The organism is Arthrobacter sp. E1SS-5, assembly GCF_057073715.1.
Genome location: NZ_CP172703.1, coordinates 101,644 through 123,824 on the forward strand (window position 1 = coordinate 101,644; position 22,181 = coordinate 123,824).

19 protein-coding genes are annotated in these 22,181 nt (G+C 66.3%); 5 read left to right on the forward strand and 14 right to left on the reverse strand.

Annotated features, from left to right (window positions below):
* Positions 1–165: 165 nt before the first annotated feature.
* On the forward strand, positions 166–555 hold the full coding sequence (locus ACIGJD_RS00520) for a CBU_0592 family membrane protein (RefSeq protein WP_483687816.1): 390 nt from the start codon (positions 166–168) through the stop codon (positions 553–555).
* On the opposite strand, the gene ACIGJD_RS00525 is transcribed toward ACIGJD_RS00520, so the two are convergent.
* Positions 552–1,661 carry a zinc-binding dehydrogenase gene (locus tag ACIGJD_RS00525; protein WP_483687817.1) on the reverse strand — a complete coding sequence of 370 codons (1,110 nt, stop codon included), beginning with the start codon at positions 1,659–1,661 and terminating at the stop codon, positions 552–554. The genes ACIGJD_RS00520 and ACIGJD_RS00525 overlap by 4 nt on opposite strands.
* Before the next feature lie 115 nt (positions 1,662–1,776).
* Positions 1,777–2,553, reverse strand: a complete 777-nt coding sequence (locus tag ACIGJD_RS00530) for an IclR family transcriptional regulator (protein WP_483687818.1) — start codon at positions 2,551–2,553, stop codon at positions 1,777–1,779.
* 140 nt (positions 2,554–2,693) lie between these two features.
* On the opposite strand from ACIGJD_RS00530, the gene ACIGJD_RS00535 reads away from it, so the two are divergent.
* Genes ACIGJD_RS00535 through ACIGJD_RS00550 form a run of 4 tightly spaced genes read left to right on the forward strand, consistent with a single transcriptional unit; the run spans position 2,694 to position 10,596 of the window.
* Positions 2,694–6,008: a DUF5107 domain-containing protein gene (locus ACIGJD_RS00535; protein ID WP_483687819.1), complete on the forward strand. Its 3,315-nt coding sequence runs from the start codon at positions 2,694–2,696 to the stop codon at positions 6,006–6,008.
* Entirely contained in the window at positions 6,005–7,324 is a 1,320-nt protein-coding gene (locus ACIGJD_RS00540) for a cellulase-like family protein (protein ID WP_483687820.1), read from the forward strand. Before ACIGJD_RS00535 ends, ACIGJD_RS00540 begins: the two co-directional genes overlap by 4 nt.
* Positions 7,325–7,337: 13 nt before the next feature.
* On the forward strand, positions 7,338–9,677 hold the full coding sequence (locus ACIGJD_RS00545; protein ID WP_483687821.1) for a beta-galactosidase: 2,340 nt from the start codon (positions 7,338–7,340) through the stop codon (positions 9,675–9,677).
* A 31-nt stretch (positions 9,678–9,708) separates the two neighbouring features.
* The gene (locus ACIGJD_RS00550) at positions 9,709–10,596 is read left to right on the forward strand and encodes an AraC family transcriptional regulator (protein WP_483687822.1); all 888 of its coding nucleotides are present in this window, start codon (positions 9,709–9,711) and stop codon (positions 10,594–10,596) included.
* A gap of 21 nt (positions 10,597–10,617) precedes the next feature.
* On the opposite strand, the gene ACIGJD_RS00555 is transcribed toward ACIGJD_RS00550, so the two are convergent.
* The 12 genes from ACIGJD_RS00555 to ACIGJD_RS00610 form a co-directional block, all read right to left on the reverse strand.
* Entirely contained in the window at positions 10,618–11,271 is a 654-nt protein-coding gene (locus ACIGJD_RS00555) for an ANTAR domain-containing protein (RefSeq protein ID WP_483687823.1), read from the reverse strand.
* A 223-nt stretch (positions 11,272–11,494) separates the two neighbouring features.
* Positions 11,495–12,844, reverse strand: a complete 1,350-nt coding sequence (locus tag ACIGJD_RS00560) for an MFS transporter (RefSeq protein ID WP_483687824.1) — start codon at positions 12,842–12,844, stop codon at positions 11,495–11,497.
* A 157-nt stretch (positions 12,845–13,001) separates the two neighbouring features.
* Positions 13,002–13,799, reverse strand: coding sequence for an IclR family transcriptional regulator (locus tag ACIGJD_RS00565; protein WP_483687825.1), 798 nt, complete (start codon positions 13,797–13,799; stop codon positions 13,002–13,004).
* A gap of 96 nt (positions 13,800–13,895) precedes the next feature.
* The gene (locus tag ACIGJD_RS00570) at positions 13,896–14,633 is read right to left on the reverse strand and encodes a fumarylacetoacetate hydrolase family protein (protein WP_483687826.1); all 738 of its coding nucleotides are present in this window, start codon (positions 14,631–14,633) and stop codon (positions 13,896–13,898) included.
* An 18-nt stretch (positions 14,634–14,651) separates the two neighbouring features.
* Positions 14,652–15,704 (reverse strand): D-2-hydroxyacid dehydrogenase, encoded by a 1,053-nt coding sequence (locus ACIGJD_RS00575; RefSeq protein ID WP_483687827.1) that lies wholly within the window; start codon positions 15,702–15,704, stop codon positions 14,652–14,654.
* Positions 15,705–15,795: 91 nt separating this feature from the next.
* Positions 15,796–16,356 (reverse strand): hypothetical protein, encoded by a 561-nt coding sequence (locus tag ACIGJD_RS00580; protein ID WP_483687828.1) that lies wholly within the window; start codon positions 16,354–16,356, stop codon positions 15,796–15,798.
* A 62-nt stretch (positions 16,357–16,418) separates the two neighbouring features.
* Complete coding sequence (locus ACIGJD_RS00585; RefSeq protein WP_483687829.1) at positions 16,419–17,705, reverse strand: ABC transporter permease; 1,287 nt, start codon at positions 17,703–17,705, stop codon at positions 16,419–16,421.
* Complete coding sequence (locus ACIGJD_RS00590) at positions 17,702–18,400, reverse strand: ABC transporter ATP-binding protein (protein WP_483687830.1); 699 nt, start codon at positions 18,398–18,400, stop codon at positions 17,702–17,704. Before ACIGJD_RS00590 ends, ACIGJD_RS00585 begins: the two co-directional genes overlap by 4 nt.
* Before the next feature lie 163 nt (positions 18,401–18,563).
* Positions 18,564–18,965: a rhodanese-like domain-containing protein gene (locus tag ACIGJD_RS00595; RefSeq protein WP_483687831.1), complete on the reverse strand. Its 402-nt coding sequence runs from the start codon at positions 18,963–18,965 to the stop codon at positions 18,564–18,566.
* 10 nt (positions 18,966–18,975) lie between these two features.
* Entirely contained in the window at positions 18,976–19,956 is a 981-nt protein-coding gene (locus ACIGJD_RS00600; RefSeq protein WP_483687832.1) for a hypothetical protein, read from the reverse strand.
* Positions 19,957–19,961: 5 nt separating this feature from the next.
* A complete protein-coding gene (locus ACIGJD_RS00605; protein WP_483687833.1) occupies positions 19,962–21,068 on the reverse strand; it encodes a GTP pyrophosphokinase in 1,107 nt (368 codons plus the stop codon).
* A 46-nt stretch (positions 21,069–21,114) separates the two neighbouring features.
* Positions 21,115–22,104, reverse strand: a complete 990-nt coding sequence (locus tag ACIGJD_RS00610; protein ID WP_483689557.1) for a LacI family DNA-binding transcriptional regulator — start codon at positions 22,102–22,104, stop codon at positions 21,115–21,117.
* Positions 22,105–22,181: the final 77 nt, after the last annotated feature.

The following is a 22,181-nucleotide window of genomic DNA, read 5'->3' on the forward strand; positions in this document are numbered from 1 at the left end:
GCCGGTAAAAGCGGTGTCCGGACGCGGGATATGATTATGCCGCCGACCAGCATAAGGTCCTCGCCCGATCAGGGCTCGAGTGAACAAGCCCCGGCAAAACCAACCCTAGTTTTACCCCTCCTGAACCCTGCCCGAATACTGCTCGGGAACCCTCGAAAGGACGCCATGAATCTGCTGTGGGAACTCGCCGGATGGGCAGGCGCTGTTGCGATTCTTAGTGCGTACCTTGCCGTCTCCATGGGCTGGCTGAAGGCAGGGAAGGGCTTCCAGACAGCGAACCTCTTCGGATCCGTGGCCTTCATCATCAACGGCACCCTGCACAGCGCCTGGCCGTCTGTGGTCACCAACGTGGCCTGGTTCCTGATCTCGGCCGTGGCGCTGGTCCGCATGCGTGCGGAGGAGGTGGCCGCCGAGCCGGTCGAGGCTGCCCATGTTCAGTACCCGGGCGTCCCCGATTCCACGGGCCAGATGGCCGTCGTCGAGGCCTTCACCGAGGCCCTCCCGGTGGTGTCTTCGGCACCGGCTGTGGCGGACGGGCCGCGCCTGGCCCTCTAACCGAGGTTGCTGCCCATCAGGACCACCGAACGGCCGATATTCCCGTTGGTCAGGGATTCGAATGCTTCGTTGATCCGGTCCAGGCCGAACTTCTCCCCGATAAGGGCATCGAGCGGCAAACGGCCTGCCAGGTACATGTCCAGCATTTGGGGGATCTGCACTGAGAGGTTGGAAGAGCCGTACAGGCTTCCGCGCACCGATTTTTCCTGCTGGACCACCTGGTTCAGCGGTACGTTGATTTCGGCTTCGGCGTTGGACAGTCCCACCACGAACGCCGTGCCGCGGGGGCGAAGTGCCACCACAGCCTCGCGAATGGTCTGCGGCCGGCCGATGGCCTCGACAGCCCAGTGCGCGCCTCCGCCGGTGATCTCGTGCACGCTTGCCGCAAGGTCGTGTTCGCGGGTGTTGACCGTGTGGGTTGCCCCAAGCTCGCGCGCCTTCGCGAGCTTGTCGTCGTCGATGTCGGCAACGATCACCGGGTACGCCCCGGCTGCTGCCGCGCCGATGACCGCCGAAAGCCCTACCCCGCCGGCTCCAACGATGAGGACCGATTCCCCCGCCGGAGCGCCCATTCCGTTCAGCACCACGCCCATCCCCGTGATCACTGCGCAACCCATGATGGCTGCGACCTCGACGGGAACCTCCTGCGGGATCTTGATGACGGATTCGCCGGATACGACGCATTCCTCCGCGTAGCAGGACACCCCCATCAGGTGATAGACGGGCCGTCCATCACATGACAGCCGCGTCCCACCGCGCAGCAGCTCGTTGTGCGTAGCGTGCACTGCGCCGAGGCGGCAGAGCGCTGGCGAGCCGCTGGTGCAGTACTCGCACCTGCCGCAACTTGGCCGCCAGGTCAGGATGACTTTGTCCCCTGGCTGGACATGGGTGACCCCGGGCCCGACTTCCTGGACGATGCCCGCGCCCTCGTGGCCAAGCACGATTGGTGTCCGGCACGCGAGGTCCTGGACCATGTAGTGGTAATCGCTGTGGCAGATGCCTGCCGCGTCAACGCGCACACGGACCTCGCCCGGGCCAGGCGCCTGAAGATCAAGCTCGACGACTGCAAGCGGCGCACCTGCGTGGTTCATGATTGCGGCCTTCACCGGGACTCCTTGTCGCTTGGCTTTCACGCCCCGGTGCTTCGGATCACGGGGACTGTGACAAGCATCTGGTGCGTGCCGCCGTCGTCAAAATCTTCCTCTCACTGAGTGAGACGGACTAAAGCTTGGCCCAGTGGGGCGCTGCGGCCATTTGGCGGTTTAATCCCAGTGTGGCTGCATGGACAGCAGGACCAACCAGCCTCATCTCCACCACTCCCGCCGGAGCGGTGATGGAGATGGCTGCCACTGCGGTACCGTCACCGCGCAGAATGGGACTCGCGGCGCACGCCAGGCCGGCATGGGATTCTTCCCGCTCGTAGGCAATACCCTCCCGCCGGGCCAGGTCCAGTTCGGCGCGAAGCTCATGGGGATCGGTGATGGTGCCTGGACCAATCTTCTCCAACTGGCCTTCCAGGAGATCTTCGACCAGATGGTCAGGAGCGTGGGCAAGCAGGGCCTTGCCGCCGGCGGTCGCATAGGACGGGACGCGTCCGCCAACCCGGGAGGGGATGGTCAGGTCCCGGTACTTGCCGCGCAAAATCTCGATATAGACCACGTCGTTACCTTCCAGGACGCCCAACTGGACTGTCAGCCCGGTGGCACGCCGCAGGTCGAACATTGTTGCCAGGGCCAGGTGCCGCAGGTCCTTGGGCTGCTGCGCCATCTGCCCCAATTCAAAACACCGGATGCCAATTTGGTAACCGGACGGTACCCGGGCGACGAAATCGTGCCTGGCCAGCCCTGCGAGTATCCGGGCTGTGGTGGCCCGGGAAAGACCCGCCCTGCGCGCGATTTCCCCTCCCGTCAGCACCGGTTCTTCGGGGGTGAACACCTCGAGGATTACGGAAACCCGTTCAATCATGCTGGCCGCGGGCGCCGGTTTCGGTAGTGTCACACGGAAAATTCTTGTCTCAGTGGGTGGGACATGTCCAACTGCCGGGGCCGCAGGGCACCGGGCGTCTGTGTACACGATCGTCCATATAGCTGATCGTTTCTGCCATGGGAACCGCTTCCTGCCCTTCATAGCCTTATGGGGTGACCAAAGAATCCAAAGGCCCCAGCAGGATCGTCCTGCCCGACGCCCCCGCTGACCAGCAGGACATCCTGGCGGCAGGCGGCGTGGCCTGCTGGAGTGAACCGGTGTCGATCGACACTTACGCAGCCGCCAGGCCGGACAAGTATCCGCTGTTTTTGGACCGCCGCGTCTACCAGGGATCCAGCGGCAAGGTGTATCCGATGCCGTTCATTGACAGCATCGAGACGGAGAAGCGGCCCAGGCTGTGGCAGGCCATCCACCTGGAGAATGAGTACGTCCGCCTGCTGCTGCTTCCGGAGATCGGGGGCCGGATCCACGTTGGCTACGACAAGACGGCTGGGTACGACTTCTTCTACCGGAACAAGGTGATCAAGCCCGGCCTGGTGGGCCTGGCCGGGCCGTGGATCTCCGGCGGCGTGGAGTTCAACTGGCCGCAGCACCACCGGCCCGCCACCTTCCTGCCGGTGGAAACCGCCGTCGAACGTTCCGGCAGCGGGGACGTGACCGTCTGGCACAGCGACCTGGATCCGCTGCAGCGGATGCGCGGAACACATGGCGTGCGGCTTAGGCCGGGCAGTTCGCTCATGGAGGTCGAGGCCCGGCTCCATAACCGGACCGATGAGCCGAAGACCTTCCTCTGGTGGGCCAATGTGGCTGCCCGTGCGCATGAGGACTACCAGTCCTTCTTTCCCACCGATGTCCGGTATGTAGCTGACCACGCCCGCCGCGCCATCACGTCCTTCCCCCGCGCCGACCGCCCCTATTACGGGGTGGACTATCCGGCAGTGGCTGGCGGCGGGCACCCCGGCGCGGACCGGCTCGATTTCTATGCGAATATCCCCGTCCCGACCTCCTATATGGTCACGGACACGGCGGACAGCTTCTTTGGCGGCTATGACCATGACGCCCAGGCCGGGTTTGTCCACTGGGCGGACCGCACCATCGCGCCGGGCAAGAAGCAGTGGACGTGGGGTAACGGCCCCGTGGGCCGGGCTTGGGACGGGCATTTAACGGACGACGACGGTCCTTACGTCGAGCTGATGGCAGGCGTCTTCACGGACAACCAGCCAGACTTCAGCTACCTCGCCCCGGGTGAGACGCGCACCTTCAGCCAGTACTGGTACCCCATCCGGCAGACGGGACCGGTGCAGCAGGCGAACCTGGACGCCGCCGTCGCGCTTTCCCTGGACGGTTCCGGCCTGACCGTCACCGTTGGTGTCTGCGGTACCACCCGCAGGGACAACGCCGAAGTTGTCCTCAAATACCGTGGCGAAAGGGTCCGGACCTGGCACGTCCTCCTCTCCCCGGCCGATCCGTTCACCGCTACCGTCGAGCTGCCGACGCCGGGCATGGCCGTGGACCTGACGCTCCAGGTCCTCGATGCCGGGCGGGAGCTTATTACCTGGACGCCCCGGAAGGCCGCCGACAACGCCCCGGAGCCTTGGGTGGCCACCGAGCCGCCGCAGCCGCAGGACGTGGAAAGCCAGGATGAACTGTTTGTCACCGCAACGCACCTCGCCCAGAACCGGCACCCCACCCGGTCGGCGCTGCCCTACTTCGAGGAGATGCTCCACCGGGACCCGCTTGACTCCCGGGCGTCCATCGCGCTGGGAGCGGCCCGATACCGGGAAGGCCGCTACGGGCAGGCGCGGGGAATGCTGGAGAACGCATTGGCACGCTTGACCCGGCGGAACCTGAACCCGCCCAGCGGGGAGGCCAGCTACCGGCTGGGCCTGGTCCTGGAACGCCTTTGCCTTATTGAAGAGGCTGGGGAACTGTTTGGAAAGGCGGCCTGGGACAGGGCATGGGCACATCCGGCGCAGCTGGCACTCGCGCGGCTGGCCCTCCGATGCAAGAATCCAGCCCTGGCACTGCAGCACGCCGACGCCGCACAGTCGCTGGAGAGCACCAGTCCCGAAGCGCGGCACCTCCGGTACCTGGCGCTGGAGTGGCTGGGGGAACGTGACCAAAGCGACCAGCTGCTCCAGGACATCCTGGCCTCCGACCCGCTGGACCCCGTGGCCCTGGCACTCGCCGGAACCCTAAACACAGCGGATCCCAAAACCGCGCTGACCGTGGCGTGCTGGCTTGCCCGTGCGGGGCAGTGGCAGCGCGCCCTGGAACTGACCCAAACTGAAGCAGCGTCGGAGGCGTACCCGGCGTTCGGTAATCCGGGGCCGCTGCGGCATTACCTGTGCGCCGGCTGGCTGGAGGAGCTCCTGGAACCGGCGGCCGCTGCTGCCGAGCGCGCCAAGGCCCGGCGCGCGGATGCCACCTACGCGTTTCCTTATGGATTGGACGACTACGACGCGCTGCTCCGCGCCCTCGAGGCCGATCCCCGCGACCACGTGGCCCACGGGCTCCTGGGTTGCTGGCTGCTGGACGCCGGACGGACCAAGGACGCGCTGACCCACCTGGAGAAGTCCCGCACCCACGGCAGTGAAAACCCGGTGGTGTGGCGGAATGCCGCGTTGGCTGTGGTCAATACCGGGGGAGATCCTGCTGCTGCCGACACGTACCTCGCCCGTGCCCTGGAGCTGAGCCCGGGGGACGCCCGGCTCGTTTTTGAACGGGCCCTGCTGGCGGGACTGCGCAGCCTTCCGGCGGAGCAGCGGATCGCGGACATCGAGCAGGCCGGCCCTGCCGTCCTGGCCCGCGACGATCTTGCCGTCCTGTACGCAAACCTGCTGACCGACGTCGGACGGACTGAGGACGCCCTGTCCCTGTTGGCGTCGCGCACCTTCCAGCCCTTCGAGGGCGGAGAGGGGCAGGTGCTCGCCGCGTACGACCGGGCAGCGGTCCAGCAGGCACGGAAGTTGATGGAGCAGGAGCCGACGGCGGCAATCACCCTGCTGCGCGGGGGCATGGAGGCGCCAGCCAACCTGGGCGAAGGGCGGCATCCCGCGGACAGCATGGCCGAGCGGCTGGTGGCGCTGGGCGATGCGCTGGAACGGGCGTGTGACCGGTTTGCTGCCCGCGAGGCGTGGGCGGCGGCCCGCGGGCAGGGGAATGCGCTGGCCATCGACGTCGGCAAGATTCGGCCTGCCGACTATTGGCGCGGCGTGGCCTGCACCCGCCTGGGTGATCGGCAGGAAGCGGACCGGATCTGGGGCAGCCTTGAGGACCGGGCCACCGAACTGGAGGCAGCGCCCGCTGCTCCTGACTACTTCGCCACGTCACTGCCGGAGCTTTTGCTTTTCAATACTGACACCGCAGCGTCCCGTGGCGCGGCGGCTGCCTCGCTTCGCGAACTGGCAAAGCAAGGCCGCTTGCTGGCCAAGGGCCTGGAAACCAAGGAAGAGGTCTCCCTGTGACGGAAGCACCGCGGTATCTCGGGTCCGGGACCCTGGAAGGTGAGGTGCGCAGCCTGACGGGCGCGCCGCCGTCGCACCTTCCCGCCCGTCTGGCCATCACTCTCTGGGACTTCTCCTGGTACACCCGGGCCGAGGACGGCGGTCCCTACGCGGACCTGGACAAGGCCTGCGCCAAGGCGGCGGAGCTCGGCTACAACGCCATCCGCATCTGCGCCGCGCCGCTGCTGTTGTTCGGCAACCTGGGCCTGGACGCGCTCGCGGAGGACCTGGAGATTGAAGGGCTGGGAACGGCACCCGACGGCGGAATTTGCGGCCGCGGCACACGCTGGTACGACGCGCCCGGCGGTTACCGGCTGAATTTACGGCATCGGCTGCTGGAACTGTTCGGCGCCGCCGAACGGCACAGCCTGGTGGTGGTCCTGGCCAGCTGGGAGTACCAGCAGTCACCCGTGTTTGCCGCGTCCCCGCAGTGGTTCGAGGCCATCGATGCCGTCCCGCTGGCCGACCGTTACGGCGTCCTGGCCGACGCCTGGGACAGGCTGATCCGGGCGGTCTCCGCCGCCGGATACCGGGACCGCATCGCCCTGGTGGAGTTGCACAACGAGGTGGACTTCTCCATCCTCCCGGCACTGGCCGACGGCGGAAGTGGGCAGGTGCAGCGGCTGCGTAGCCTGCATCCCGACCTGTTGATAACGGCCAGCTACGGCAAGCCGCCGCACTTGGCCATGCACACGCTCCCTAATGGCCTGGGCGCGGCGCAGTTCCACGTGTACAGCTACGGCGTGCTGGACGCGCTGCAGCGGGAGATCGACATTCGCTCGGAGGGAACTGCAGGCTTCCCCAACCCGGCCCTGCGCGCGCTGCTCCGGAAGGACGCGCCGTCCTTCCCCGACTACGGACGGCTGGCCCCGTGGAAATTCCGGGCCACCGTGGTCACGGACCAAATGTTCTACGGGTACGACTGGATCGACCCCGCCGCATGGGATAGGTGGCTCTACAACCACTACGGGCACTACCGCGAGGTGATGCGCCGGGAGATTGAGTCCCGCGTTATCGCCATCGCCGCCTGGGCCCGCTGGAAGAACGTTCCCGCCGTGGTGGGCGAGGGCTGGATCGGGTACACCCCGCTTCTGGGAACGTTCGAGGAGGGGCCGGTGGGGCAGGACCTGGCCGGGCACGGTATCCGAACGGCGCTTGAACACGGGGTTTGGGGAATGGTCCCTTCCTCCAACGCAGCCCCCCACCACCCGATGTGGAACGACGAAGCGTGGCAGCGCCGCATCAACAGCCTGATACTTACCGCCCCTGCGAACTGAAGGACTCCCGCCAATGCGTGCCCCAGAGACAGCCCTTGAGCTGCTGACCGCCGTCCACCGGCCTTTTGCCTCCGCGCTGCGGCTGCCGGCGATGAGCAATACAGAGGACGTGCACAGCCGGTGGCGGCTCACCAGCCACTACCTGGAGTGTGACGGCCGGCCGGTGATCCCGGTGTCAGGCGAGATCCACTTCAGCAGGCTTCCCCGGGACCGCTGGGAGGACCGGCTCCGGCTGATGAAGGCCGGCGGGATCACGGTGGTGGCCTGCTACGTCTTCTGGGTCCACCACGAGCCACTGCAGGGGAAGCCGCGGTTTGACGGGAACCTGGACATCGCCGCTTTCGTCCGGCTGTGCGCGTCCGTGGGGCTGGACGTGGTCCTGCGCATCGGACCCTGGGCCCATGGGGAGGTCCGCAACGGCGGCTTTCCGGACTGGGTCCAGGCCGCTGAGGTGGAACACCGCACCAACGATCCCGCGTACCTGGCGTTGGTGGAGCGCTGGTTCAGCCTTATTGGTGCCCATTTGGACGGCCTGACCGGACCCGAGAGCAACGTCATCGGCATCCAGTTGGAAAACGAACTCTATGACCAGCCCGGGCACTTCAGTGAGTTGAAGAAGCTGGCCCGTTCGGCGGGGCTTAGTGCCCCCATCTGGACAGCTACGGCGTGGGGCGGCGCCGATCTTCCCCTGGAAGAGGTGCTGCCGGTCTTCGGTGGCTACGGAGACGGCTTCTGGGTGTACGCGGACGCCCCCTGGGACCCCACCTTCCGGCAGCACTACTTCTTCAGCCACCAGTGGGACGATCCTGGCATCGGCGCCGACTTGCGCGAGCATTTGTCCGGCGGTGGGGTTTCGGCGCCGCGATCTGTTTCCGACCTCTACCCGCCGGCCACCTGCGAGCTGACCGGCGGCATGGCCACGGCCTACCAGCGCCGGCCTTGGCCTGCGGGCAGGGATGTAGCGGCGGTGGCGAACAACAAAATTGGCAGCGGCTCGGCATGGCAGGGGTACTACATGTTTGCCGGCGGGACCAACCCCGCAGCGGGCCTGCAGGAGTCCCAAGCGACCGGCTACCCCAACGACCTGCCGGTGTTCGACTACGACTTCCATGCCCCGATCGGTGCCTCCGGCAGGCTGACGCCAGGTTTCGGACTGCTGCGCCGGCAGCATGCGTTCCTGGCCGCGTTCGGGGAGCGGTTGGCAGGAATGCCGTCCACGTTGCCGGAGCGGCTGCCGTCAGGAGTTGAGGATTCCGGGGTGTTGCGGTGGGCGCTGCGCGCGGATGGGCACTCCGGGTTCGTCTTCATCACCTGGCACCAGCCACATATTCCCCTTCAGGCATACTCCGGTGCCCAATTCCGGCTGGGCCTCGATGCTGGAGCAACAACGTTTCCCCCATCCCCCGTAGACATTCCCCCCGGGACCATGGCGGCGTGGCCGGTGAATCTTGAGGTCGGGGGCGTTCGCCTGGCCTGGGCCACCGCCACGCCGCTGACCGTGCTCGATGCTGCCGGTGGGCCCACCCTGGTCCTGGCTGCCGAGGCAGGGATCGAGCCGAAGGTGTGTTTTCCGGACGGGACCGTGCTGGAGGGGCCAGCCACTGCGCTGGGCGGCGGCGCCTACACGGTGGATTCCTCGAGGCCGGCGGCGTTGACGGCGACCTTGGGCCAGGGCGTCCTCAACGTCCTGGTACTGCCCGCAGCCCTGGCGGATGAGGCCTGGGTCCTGGAACCGGGGCGTGGCCGGGAACTGGTGCTGTCCGCAGACCCGCTCTGGGTGGACGCTGAAGGGCGGCTGGCAGGCAGGTCGCCGGGGACGCCTTGGGTCCGGCGCTACTTACCGGCCCTTGGCGAATTCGAGGAGGTGGCTGTCGAACCAGAAGCTGTGGACCGCGCCCGGCGGCCCGTGCCTGTGGAGCTTGTCCGTGCCGCGCAGCCTGTTCCTGCCTCCTTCGGCTCACTGGCCGGCCGGGCAGCGGCGCCGGACGATGAAACCATCGGGGAACTCTCGGCCTTGTACCGGCTGGAACTTCCGACGGCGGGACGCGCCGCCGCGGGCGGGATGACGGAGTTGGAAATCGCCTGGGCGGGCGACGTCGCCCGGCTGCTGGTCGACGGCCGGATGGTGGCCGACAGGTTCTGGGACGGCTCCCCCTGGATCCTCGAAACCAGTGACGTGGGCATCCAGGCGGGATCCGACGTCGTCCTTCAAATCCTCCCGCTGCCCAAGGCAGCCAAGGTGGGAATACCCGCACCGGCCCAGCTCCGAAGGGATGCCGTGGACGGTGACCTGCTGGCCCTGGACAGCGTCCAGGTGGTCTGCTGGACGGAATGGCGGGAAGCCCGCACCTGATGCGTTGCTTCCGTCATAGGATGGACATTCCGTGACGGAGGGGGTGGAGGTGGAGCGCGCACACGGGTTCCCCAACCAACGGCTGGTGGTGGTGCCGCGGCCGCTGGTCCGTGAGGCGCTGGCCCGTCCCATCACCCGGCACTTGGTGGTCACGGACGCCGGCGTCTTCCCGGCCGCCGAGGACCATGGACGCTACCGCCCAGTCGGCGCTGAGGAAACCATCATCATCCTCTGCGTCGCCGGACGCGGGTGGGTGGAAACCGCCGGTGCGCGGACCGACGTCGGCAAGGGAACCGCCGTCGTGCTTCCCGGCGGAACCGGCCAGGCGCATGCTTATGGTGCCGCGCCGGGCGACCCATGGACGATCTGGTGGTGCCATGTGCGCGGAAGCGATGTTTCCGAGCTGGTGGCTGAGGCCGGAGTGCGGACCGACCGGCCCATCATTCCACTGCTGGCCGTGGACCGGCTGACGGCCATGCTGGATGAGATCATCACGGCGCTGGAAAAGGACCAGTCCCCGGCGCGGCTGGTGGCAACGGCCGGTATGGCGTGGAAACTGCTGGCCAGCCTGGCGGTGGACCGCCGCGTGCCGGAGAAAGGGACGCCGCTCCAGCAGGCCATGAACTACCTGGAGGAACGGGCGGATGGGACCGTCCGGCTGCCGGAACTCGCCGCTCTGGTGGGGGTGTCGCCGTCACACCTGAGCAAGCTGTTCCGCGAAGCGACGGGCGGTGGAGTCCTGGCGCACCATACCGCCCTGAAGATGGCCCGGGCCCGGCACCTTCTGGACACCACTGACCTGTCCATCGCCCAGGTGGGCCGGGAAGTTGGCCTGCAGGACCAGTTCTACTTCTCGCGCCAGTTCCGCCGGCTGCACGGGGTCAGCCCCAGCGCCTACCGGGCCGAACGGAAGGGGTAGTTCACCTTCCGGGTCCTTCAGTTACAGCAGGGGGTGGTCCTGGGTTTCCTGGTCCCCGGCATCAGCGTGCTCTCCGGGCCGGGTGGTGGCACGCTCGATGATTTCACGAGCAATCGCGAACACCTTGCGGTTGGTGTCCTGGCTCAACTGGCTCATGAGCCCGTACGCTTCGTCTGCGGTGATGCCGGTGCGCCCCATCAGGATGCCCTTGGCCTGCTCGATGGCCGCGCGGTTCACTGCGGAGGCAGCCACGGCCTCGGTGGCGAGCTGGTGCCGGTCAGTATGAATCGAGGTGGTGAGGTCCACGACTACGCCCCAGACTCCGATGGGAGTGGTGCCGTCCATGATGTAGTCCGCTGAGTACAGCAACTTGTGCTGGCGGTCCTTGCGGTCCCGGATGGACACGTAGATTGACGACGGTCCGCCGTGCCTGGAGACGTGATCCCAATATGCCTGGACCCTTGGCCGGTCTTCAGGCTCGACGTGCGGCAGGACCATTTCCATGGAAGGGACCACCTCGCCCCGCTCATACCCGTACATCCGGTACAGCCCGTCAGACCAGCGGAAGACGCAGTCCTCGAAGTAGTACTCGACAAGCCCGGTGGGGCAATCGAGGAAGTCGCTATGGGGGACCCTCCCTTGCGCGGGTCCCGGGTCCTTGCTGGTGGGTGTCAATAAAGGGCCATTCTTACGTGCCGTACGCGGGCAACCCCCTGCCCGGGCCTGAAAACACTGAATATAGCACTAGATATGCCAGTTAGAGTCAAGCGCCTCCAACGCGGGCAACGCCCGCTGGAAGTCCTCGTCCGGTCCGCCAGCCATCGGTGCCCCCATTAGCCCAGCCTGACGAATCCCGCGCGCTTGGGCGCGGGATTCGTCAGGGCGCCGTTGCAATTGTTTACCTGGCGTCCTCCACGACCACCAAGTCGCGGCCGTTGGTTTCCGGGGTGAAGAATGTGGTGGCGAAGGAGATGCCCGCCAGGACCAGCGAGTAGAGCGCCGGCACCAGCCAGGAGTGGTTGGTGGCCGCCAGCAGTGCGACGCCGATCATCGGGGCGAACCCTCCGGCGAGCACCGCGGAGAGCTCACGGCTGAGGGCCACGCCGGTGAAGCGGTGCTGGGAGCCGAAGAGTTCCGGGAGCAGGGCGCACTGCGGGCCGAGCATGGCCTGCACGCCAAGGGCGATGCCCACCACCATGACCACCCAGACCAGGGCGACATTGCCGAGCGTGACCAGGTAGAAGGCCGGCAGGGCGATGACGGCCTGGAAAAGCGCGCCGTAGCGGTATACGGGAACCCGGCCGTAGCGGTCGGACAGGGCGCCGAAGGCAACCACCAGCACCGCTGCGAAGCCCGCGGCAATCAGCAGGCCGGTGGGGCCGATGAACTTGTCGCCGGGGAAGACGCCGGCCGGCATGCTGATGAAGGAGACCAGCAGTGCGGAGTAGATGGAGGAGTTGCCGTTTTCTCCCATGCGGAGGCCGATGCCGACCAGTACGTTCTTCTTGGAGTGCTTCCAGATCTGGCCCACCGGGTTCTTGACCACGGCCTTGTGCTTCTCCAGTTCCTGGAAGACCGGGGTCTCTTTGAGGCGCAACCTGATGAAGATAGCAATGGCGATCAGGATGACGCTGGCCAGGAAGGGAACGCGCCACAGCCAGCCCTGCAGGACCTGTTTGTCTGCCAGGGCCATCAAGGCAAAGGTGCCGGCGCCCAGCAGGGTGCCCAGCTGGATGCCAACGAACGGCAGGGAGGCGAAGAAACCACGACGACGGCGCGGAGCCACCTCGGAGATGAGGGTGGTGGCACCTGCCTGCTCGGCACCGGCGCCAAGGCCCTGCAGGATGCGCAGCGTCACCAGGAGCACCGCTCCCAGCATTCCCGCCTGGTCGAAGGTGGGCAGGAGGCCGATGGCGCAGCTGGACAGGCCCATGAGGCCGATGGTCAGGATCAGCACCGTCTTGCGGCCGAAACGGTCACCGATGTGGCCGAACACCACGCCCCCGAAGGGCCGGGCGGCGAACCCAACGCCGTAGGTGGCGAAGGAGGCGATGACCGCTCCGCTGTCTCCGAGCGGCGCAAAGAACAGCGGGCCGAAGATCAGGGCCGAGGCCAGGCCGTAGATGTAGAAGTCGTAGTACTCCAGGGCGGACCCGACGGAGCTGGCAAGTGTTGCCCTTCGCAGCTGGTCCGGATCGACGGTGGCGCCGTCCGTGGTGGCCTGCGGTGAGTTAGTACGAGTTGTCACGAGAACTCCCTCTAATGCACTCCAGGCCCCCGTTGGCCTGGTGGGATAGCGACAACACCTGTTGTGTCGATCACTATGCTGAACACAATACAGCAAGCTGAACAACTGGCAACAGTTTCCGATTTGTTTATGGGACGGCGCGAGGCCAGCGCGTTCCCTAGCCCATCGGGTTGCCCAGGGAGTGGGCCAGTTCCTGCAGTTCCTTGACCATCTGGGAGCCCTGCTCGGGGGTGTAGGTCGCCTTGAGGGCGGTCACGGACAGGCCCAGGCTGGGGCCGTGGGCGCCGCGGGTGGGAACGGAGACGGCAAGGCACACCACACCGGTGGTGGATTCCTCATCCTCGAAGGCAAAGCCTTGCTCGCGGATCTCCTTCAGCTGCGCCTTCAGTTCCCTGCCTGTGCGCAGGGACTTGGGGGTGAGCACCGGCAGTTCGGCGTCGTCAGGGAATATCTCCTCCAGGTCATGGTCGCGCAGCCGCGCGATCAGGGCCTTTCCCACGGCGCAAAGGGACACCGGCATCTTGTCGCCGATGTTGGACGTGAGCCGTACGGCGGGGTGGCCTTCGTAGCGCGCCAGGTAGATGACGTTGGTGCCGTCCAGCATGGCGATCCGTACTGTTTCGCGGGAAAGGACGGAGGCCTGCTCGCAGTAGCGGTAGAACTCCTGCACCTCGTCCATCCGGCCAAGGTAGGCGGCGCCCAGCTCCACCAGCTTGCGGCCCAGGGTGAACTCCGCGCCCTGCCGGCTGATCAGCCGGGCCTCTTCCAGCGCCAGCAGGAGGTTGGAGGTGGAGGACTTTGGTATCCCCACTTCGCGGGAAAGGTCGCTCAGCGTGAGCCGGCCGGTAGCTGAGGCAGCGAGGGCGTCCAGTACCGCTGCTGCACGGGTGACTGCCGGCGCCGGAGAGGTCGCTCCCGGCTTTTCGGATGAAGCGGGGGCATGGGAATCGGCCATGATTCTCCTTAGGTCGCCGGGGCAGACTTTGCTGATCGTTCAGTCAACTGAACGCAATCCATCATAAGTGTGCTCGTGCGGCCGTCAGTGCCTGCTTCAGCCCACCGCGCTGCTGAGGGTGCCGATGCCCTCCACCACGATGTCCACCCGGTCTCCGGGTTCGATGGGAACCACAGTGGCGGGCGCGCCGGTCATCACCACGTCACCGGGTTCGAGGGTCAGCCACGAGGTGACGTAGATGAGGCAGTCCACCACGGTTGAGGGCAGGTTGAACGTCCCGGAGGTGGCCTTGGCGGTCCCGTTGACGTAGACGTCGATGGCCACCTGCTCGGGATCCGCAAGTCCGGTTTCGATCCAGGGGCCCAGGGGCGTGTAGTTGACGCCGGACTTGCCCTGGAAGTTCCGCTCGTCCACCGCATTCTGGTCCACGTTGGTGACGTCGTTGACGCACGTGTAGCCGAGGACGTGCTCCAGGGCGTTTTCCGCGGTCAGCTTTGCTGCGGTCCTGCCGATAACTACGGCGAGCTCACCCTCCGCGTTGACCGTCCCATGATTCCGGACCGCGCCGATGGCATCGCCGGGGCCGGCCACGGTGTGAACCGACTTGTGCCACGCCTGAATGGGCAGGGGGTGGTCATTCAGCGTCCGGTTGTGGCCGATGCCCAGCACTACCTTGGGTTCCACCGGGGCGAGGAATGCGGCCTCGCTGTCCGCGGTAGTGCCGCCGGTGTACTGAAAGGGCTCCTCGAAGGGGTTGACGATGTGGTGCCATCTTCCGTCCCGTTCCACTGCATACTGGGGGCCCGCTGCTGCTGTGATCCTGGCGATGCGCACTGTTTCCCTCCTCGCGGCCTAGTAGAAGTGGACCGTGTCCACGACGTGGGGGAGGTCCCCGCCGTCGAGGAACGTCCGGAGGTTACTGCAAAACCGATCGGTGATCAGGCGGTTCTCGGCGGCGCTGAGGGCCGAGGTGTGCGGGGAAACCATGACTTTGGGGTGGTTCCACAGGGGGCTGTCCTGTGGCAGCGGCTCCACGGCGAAGACGTCCAGGCAGGCGTAGCCCACCTGGCCGTTGTCCAGTGCCTCCAGCAGGGCGTCCTCGTCCACCACGGTTCCGCGGCCCACGTTGACGAAGGTGGCCCCGGGCTTCATGGCGGCGAACAGCTCATGGTTAAACAGTTTTTCCGTGTAGGCGGTGCCGGGCAAGGTATTGACGACGGCGTCTGCCGTGGCCAGGAGGGCGGGGAGGCCATCGTTGTCCACAACCTGGTCGATACCGTCAATGGGCTCCACGCTTCGTTTGGTGCCGCTGACCTTCATGCCCAGGGCCCGGGCGATCCGGGCAGTTTCCAGGCCTATTTCACCGAGGCCGGTGATAACCAGCTTCGATCCGTTGACCAGCCGGGTGGGGACCCGGAGTTCAGGCCAGACCTTGGCGTGCTGATCCTGCGCCAACTCCGCGCTGCGCTTGAACCCGTTCAGGATCCCCATCAATGCGAACTCCGCGAGGGGCAGGGCATGCACTCCTGCGGAGGTTGTGATTTTGAATTTCTGCAGAATGTCCTGGCCGAGTCCGGATGCCTTGACTGCTCCACCCGCGCCGGCCGCCATGGCGTGGACCCACTCAAGCTTCGGATTTTCCCTGGCGACGCGGGCCAGGCCTGCGGGGCTCTCGTTGGGGAAGCCGTACAGCACCTCGGCGCTGTTGAGCATGGCCCAGTAGCGTTCCTCTTGCTCCTCGCTACGTTTGAAGGCTGGGTCGCCGGCGTGATCTGCCGGGTAGCGTTCCGGCGGCAGGAGGTCCGGCTCGTAGAGCACCGAGATGGAGGGGTCAACGGCTCGGATCCGGTCCACAAACTCTGCTTCGAGCGGGACGGCAATGGCCACGGTCTTCCGGGAAGTCATGTGTTCACTGTACTGGATGTCGTCCGATATGGTGAACGGAACTCATGAAGTTCCGCCCAAGCCTTGACCCGACCGGAAACGGCGAATCGAGTCAGGGGTCCTGGTCGAGATGCGGATTGTTTCCCCGTGCAGCCGCGCCGAGTAGTTTTGCGGCAAGGACTGCCGACAGGGCCGCGAAGGGAAGTTCAACGAGGACTGCTTCCAGGACCGCGGTGAGAAGTGGTGGACCCTGCTGGGCTGTCGTGACGTCGAAGAGGGCGTCAATGCACAGGCTGGTGGAAAAGGCCGTGGCGGTAAGGACCGCCAGGGTGCTGTTCCTGAAGAGAAACACCGCGGTCAGCAGCGCGGAGAGGGCTTCAAAGGCGTCCAGGGACAGCCAGGCCATGTTCCAGTTGTAGGCGACGGTTACGGAGGGCATCGTCCCGCCCAGGTACAGAATCCAGGCGGCGTAGAAGAGGGTTGACGCGGCGCCGCAGGCAATCGCCAGGCGTCGCCAACCCAACCCCCTGACCCTCACCAAAAGGCGCCGGCGGACGCGCAGGATCAAGACCAGCGCCAGCAGGACCACCCCGAGCTTCAGCCCGATGAAGTGGGGCCCGGTCAGGCGCCCGCTCGCAGCAGCCAAGGACGCGAGAGCTTCTGGTCCCCCCATATCCAACACCTCCCTGTCTTCCGCTAATGCTTGAAGTCCGGGCTATGGCCCGCTGCCCGGGGCTATTCGTAGCGGAGCGAATCGATGGGGTTTTGTCGGGCCGCGCGCCAGGCGGGGAGCGTGCCGGCGATAAAGGCGATGACCATGACCAGGAGGATGACCCCGGCGACGGGTGCTGGGGCGAAGCTGAGGATCTGCAGTCCGGCGAGGTCGCTCAGGGGCCCCCGGGCGAGGGCGCCGCTGATGGCGGTGCCCAGGCCGATGGCGGCGGCGGATCCGATGAGGCTGCCGAGCAGGCCGATGAAGGCCGCCTCGGTACTGAAAAGCGCGAATACAGAGCCGCTGCCCATGCCCATGGCCTTCATCAGACCGATTTCCCGGGTGCGTTCCTGCACCGACATCAGCAGCGTGTTCACGATGCCGAACCCGGCGGCGACGAGGGCGATGATCGCGAAGGCGTCCAGGACGCCGATGATGCCATTGATGACGGTCTTAACAGTGCCAATCCGGTCCTCGAGCGTCTGGGCCGAGTAGCCGGCGGCGCTGAGCCGGGATTTCATGTCGTTGATCTCTTTTTTTGACGTCGGTGAAAAGCTGGCGGTCGCCGCGGTCCAGGTGTTCTTCGTCGCGGCGGGCGCTCCCGTGTTTTGTGCGTCCGCAAGGGCGGAGGTGAGGGCCTTGTTGGCGAAAGCACCGCCGGAGCCGAGGAGGGCGTTGTCTTCCACGCCTTTAATTTGCGCCGTGACGGTGTGCATTGCACCTGTGGCGTCCGGGATCCCGATGGTGGCATCCTGGCCCACGGCCTGGTCACTGCCCGTAAACCCCAGCGGTGTGATGTAACTGGTGGGAAGGATTATCTGGGGCTGGCTGCCGGAATCATCCAATGCTTCGCCGGCGGCCAGCTGCGGCTGGGCGCCTGCCAGCGGACTGACCGAGAGCTGGTATTTGTCCTGGTTGTCCCACTGGATGTAGGCGGGGCTGAGCCGAGTGACCGGGGAGACTGCTGTGATGCCGGGAACGGCGGCCACAGCGTCGAGATCGGATTGGTTCAGGGCCACCTGTGTTGAACCTGGGCGGCCGCCTGCGGCCAAAACCCTGGTTTTGGGGTCGTATTTCTGCGGGCCGGACCCCGGGCTGGCCCCGGCGTCAGTCTTGGTGACGGTGAAAGCGTTGCTGGGCCCGACGGCGGCGATCTGGCTGTCGATGTAGTTGGAAATACCGGTGCCCAGACCGTTGGTGATGGTGAGGGTGAACGCGCCGACGAAGATCGCCAGGATGGTCAAGGTGGTGCGGAGCTTGCTGCGGAAGCTGTTGGCGATGGCGGTCTTCAGGGTTTCAAGCGGTTTCATGCCGCGTGCTCCTCGTCAGTGGTGATGAGCTGCCCGTCCTTGATGTAGAGGCGGCGGTTGAACCGTGCGGCCAGGTCGTGGTCGTGCGTCACCGTGATGAGGGTGATGCCGTGGTTTTGGTTGAGGTCGAACAGGATGTCTTCGACGATGGCGCCCGTGGCGGTGTCGAGATTTCCGGTAGGTTCGTCAGCGAAGAGAACCTGCGGGTTGTTCGCCAGGGCGCGCGCGATGACCACGCGCTGCTTCTGGCCGCCGGACAGGTTCCCGGCCTTGTTGCGGGCCTTATCGGCCAGTTCGAGCTGTTCGAGGACTTCCATGCCCCGCACCCGGCGCTCCCGCGCCCCCGTCCCGGCGATCTTCAGTGGCAGGACGACGTTGTCCAGCACGCTCGTGGCATGGTTGAGGAAAAACTGCTGGAAGACGAAGCCGAACATCTGGTTACGCAAGGTGTTCAGTTTCCGGCCGCTCAAGGTCCTGGCGTTCGTTCCGTCAACGTGGACTTCTCCTCCGCCCGGGCTGTCCAGGAGTGCCAGCAGGTGCATCAGCGTGGACTTACCGGATCCGCTCTTGCCGACGATTGCGACGGAGTCCCCACGGTTGATATCCAGGGACACGCCTTTCAGGGCGTCGAAACGGTCGGGGCCGCGTCCATAGGTCTTGGTCAAATTGCGGGTGGACAAAATCGGCACAGACATGGGTTTCCTTCTTCAGCCGGCTCCATACCTGCCATCCGGCCGGGAAGTAGCACGCTAACCGTGCGGTAAGTGAACCGCAAAACAAGAGGGTAGGGGGCGAACCTTGACGGAAGCTGACCGGGATCTGATGCCATCCGGCCGGCAATTCAACCAGCGGAACTGCCTACTCAGCGGGATACGCGCCCAGTGCCGCCCACGCCTGGAAGCCTCCGATGAGGTCGGTGGCGCGGGCCAGCCCCAGCCGTTGCAGGGTGTGTGCAGCGAGGCTGGAACTGTAGCCCTCGTTGCAGACCACCACGATCCGCCGATCCGGGTCATCCGCAATCTCAAGCCGGTGGGGGCTGGAAGGATCGAGCCGCCACTCGAGAACGTTGCGGTCAATGACCACCGCTCCCGGCAACTCACCGTCGCGCTCCCGCTGGTCGACGGGCCGCGTGTCCACAACAAGGGCACCTGCTGCCATCTCCCACTCAAGATCCGGGGCGTGCACACGCTCAAGCCCGGCGCGGCTCTCCGCCAGCAACTGGTCGATGGCAGGGGCCCGGGACGTATCGAAATGTTGCAACGGTTTCCTCCTAGTGGAATCCGGGCCGGCTCAGCCCGGCGAGGTTAAGTACGTCCTTCAGCATTGCCATCGCTGCACCCTTCGGGCTGGAGCGGCCGCCCTGCACCGTTATGTCCCCGGCCTCGGGGCAGCTGAAGACCATCGCCTTTTCCGGGCCGGCGATGGGGAACAGCGGGTCACCAGGCGCCACGGCTTCCAACTGCACAGTAACCACCAATGGCCGGTCGCGGGAGGCGCCCGCAACGGCGCGGAGGCGCCGTCCCTGTTGGGCGGCAGCCAATGCCCTGGCGGACGTGGAGCCCTCGATCGGCTCCGCCTCCACTGCTATCCGGGAGACGTCCCAGCCCCACAGGAGCCCAGCGATCAAGCGCACCTTGGTGGCCGCATCCTTCCCGGATAAATCCGCGGAAGGGTCTGCTTCGGCAATGCCCCGCCGCTGCGCCGCCAAAACCGCGGACTCCAGCCCAACGCCGCGGGCAAGCTCATCCAGAACAAAGTTGGAGGTTCCGTTGGGACAGGCACGCACCGCATTGCAGCCCATTCCCCTTAGTGCAACGCGAGCCATGTCAGCCGTGGGAAGTGCCGCGCCCGTTGCCCCGGAAATGCGGATGCGGCTCCCGCGTTCCCCGGCCGCACGTTCGAGGTCCCGCCAATGACTGAGGATGTGGCTCTTCGTTGCTGTCACCACGTCCACGCCGCCCCTCAAGGCAGTAATCGCCTCCTGCAACGCGCGGGAGTGGGCTTCAGGAGAGGAAGGCAGTGCCTGGACCAGGACGTCAGCCCGGGTAAGCGCCAGCGTCTCTTCGATGGGCCGGACCGGCGCCCAGAAGGAGCGCCCCGGCACCACGGAGCCGGGAGTAAGGAAAACCTCCGTCCCGTGACCCCGGATGGCGGCAATCTCCAGCGAGGAATCCTGCCCAAGAACAGCATTTACAAACGCTTGCCCCACCGGACCGAAGCCGGACAGGACCAGCCGCGCGGGTTCCAACAACGGCCCTACTTCTTCGTCATCCGGTACCGCTCGATTTGCCGCAGCCGCCGCAGGAGGCTGTCACGCCGGGGGTGCGGGACGACGTCGGGCGCTTCTGCAGTGAGGTCCACGTGACTGGTGCCGTACTGCCACAGCAGGAGGTCATCCAGGAGGCGGTCGGGGCCGGGGGAGTACCGGTGGTCCAGGGCCTTGCGGACCTCGGTGATGCGGTTGGCGTTCAGCAGCCCGGCCAGCTGCATTGTCTGGTTGAGCCCGTGCGCGGCAAGTAGTTCCGCGGCCCAGCCCCAGTCGTCGTCCACCTTGCGGTCCACGTGGGGGAGCAGGGTGCGCCAGACGTCCCGGATCCGGTTGGGCGTAAGCGGCGCCGCCCCCTCGCCCTCCATATCCCAGTAGCTGCGGACCTGCTCATAGCTTTCGTGCAGGTCGGCGAAGGCCGTCTCCACCGTCTCCAGCATGGCGGCCGTGGCCGTGAACTGGCGGTCGAAATGCGGTGTCCAGGCCCGCGGATCCTCGGCCTTGAACCGGATGTCGTGCTCGATCTCGCTCCACGCATGGGCAAAGATGGTGCGGATCTGGCACTCGAAAAAGTAGCTGCCGTTGGGCTGTACGTCCGGGTTGAAAACCTGCTGGTACTCCTTGACGGCCTCATTCTGGATGCTCCGCAGGATCAGGTGCCGGCTGGAGTAGCCGTAGGTGCCCGACTCGATGGAGCCGATGTCCTTCTCACGGTCGCCGCGGCAATCGAACACCTGGCGCTGCCGCTTGATGATGTTGGCCACCGCCGCGTTCTCCGCCGGCAGCTTGGTGATGACGCGGATGCCCACCATGTCATTCAGGGTGCGGAACGGGTCCGGGAACTTCAGCAGCCGCCGCCCGCCCGGTTCCAGCGGTTCCTCGGTGCGGGAAATCTTCTCCTTGAAGGACTCCACCGTCTTGGTGCGTCCGGTGACGAACAGCGGCGTGACTTCGCTGTCCTTCAGCATGCCCCGCAGGGTCAGCAGGACATCGCGGGTGACAAGCTTCAGGGCAGGCCGGACGCGCTCGTAGATCTCCACGTTGTGCTGCACGGACTCGCGCAGCGGCGCGTCCAGGCTTTCCCAGTTACTCGGCATAACCCCAGCTTACGGCCGGGGTCCGACACGGAGCCTTTGGGAATCCTTACGTTTCGGCAGGAGACGTGGACCCGCGCACCACCAAGGAGCTCTCCAGCGTCAGTTCCTCCTGCTCCAGAGCCTGGCCCTCCATCAGCCGGCGCAGCTGCTCCCCGGCTTTAAGGCCCAGCAGCGCCGCCGGCAGGTGGACGCTTGTCAGGCCCGGGCTGCTGGTGGCGGAGTACGGCAGGTCGTCGAACCCGGCGACCGCCAGCTCCTGCGGGATCCCCACTCCGGCCACGCGTGCTTCCTGCAGCACCCCATAGGCGTGCGTATCGGTGGCGCAGACGACGGCGGTCACCCCCTCGCGCTGCCAGTCCGGCCATGCTGCGGCGAAGGCGGCCGCGGCCTCACCGACGTCGATGGTGGTGGCGGGCATGTGGTCCGCGTCCACCGACATGCCCCGCGCGGCGGCCTCGGCCAGGAACGCCTCCCGGCGGATGGTGAAGGTTTCGGTGCCGGTGACGCTATCCAGGTAGGCAAGGCGCCGGTGGCCCGCGTCGGCCAGGTGTGCGGCCAGCTCCCGTGCACCCTGGGCGATGTCGAGATTGACGGCCGGCGCGACCGATTCCAGGCCGGGCGCGTCCAGCAGGACCAGCGGCCCCGCCACCGAGAGGTCGGCCAGGAAGCCCGCGTTCGGCGCGTCCACCAAGAGCCCGGCGGGACGCAGGGACATCAGCTTCCGGACGTCGTCGGCCTTGGGAAATTCGCCGGAGTCCGTGACCGAGAGCAGGAGCTGGTAACGGGGTCCCAGGGATTCGCGTACCCCGCCGATCACCTTGGCGAAGAACGGGTTGGAGATGTCCGGTGCCACCAGGATCACGATGGAGCTGACGCCTTTGGCCAGCGAGCTGCCGATCCCGTCCACCACGTAGCCCAGCTCGGCGATCGCATCCCGCACACGGGAAATGTTGTCCTCGGAGACGCGGCCCGCCGTCTTGCCGTTGGCTACGAGGGAAACCGTTGCCACCGAAACCCCGGCCCGTGCTGCGACCATTGCCGCTGTCACCCGCCGCGGCCGCGCCCGCTGCTGCACCTGTTCCCCGGAACTCATACTCCGATCCTAGCCCGCCT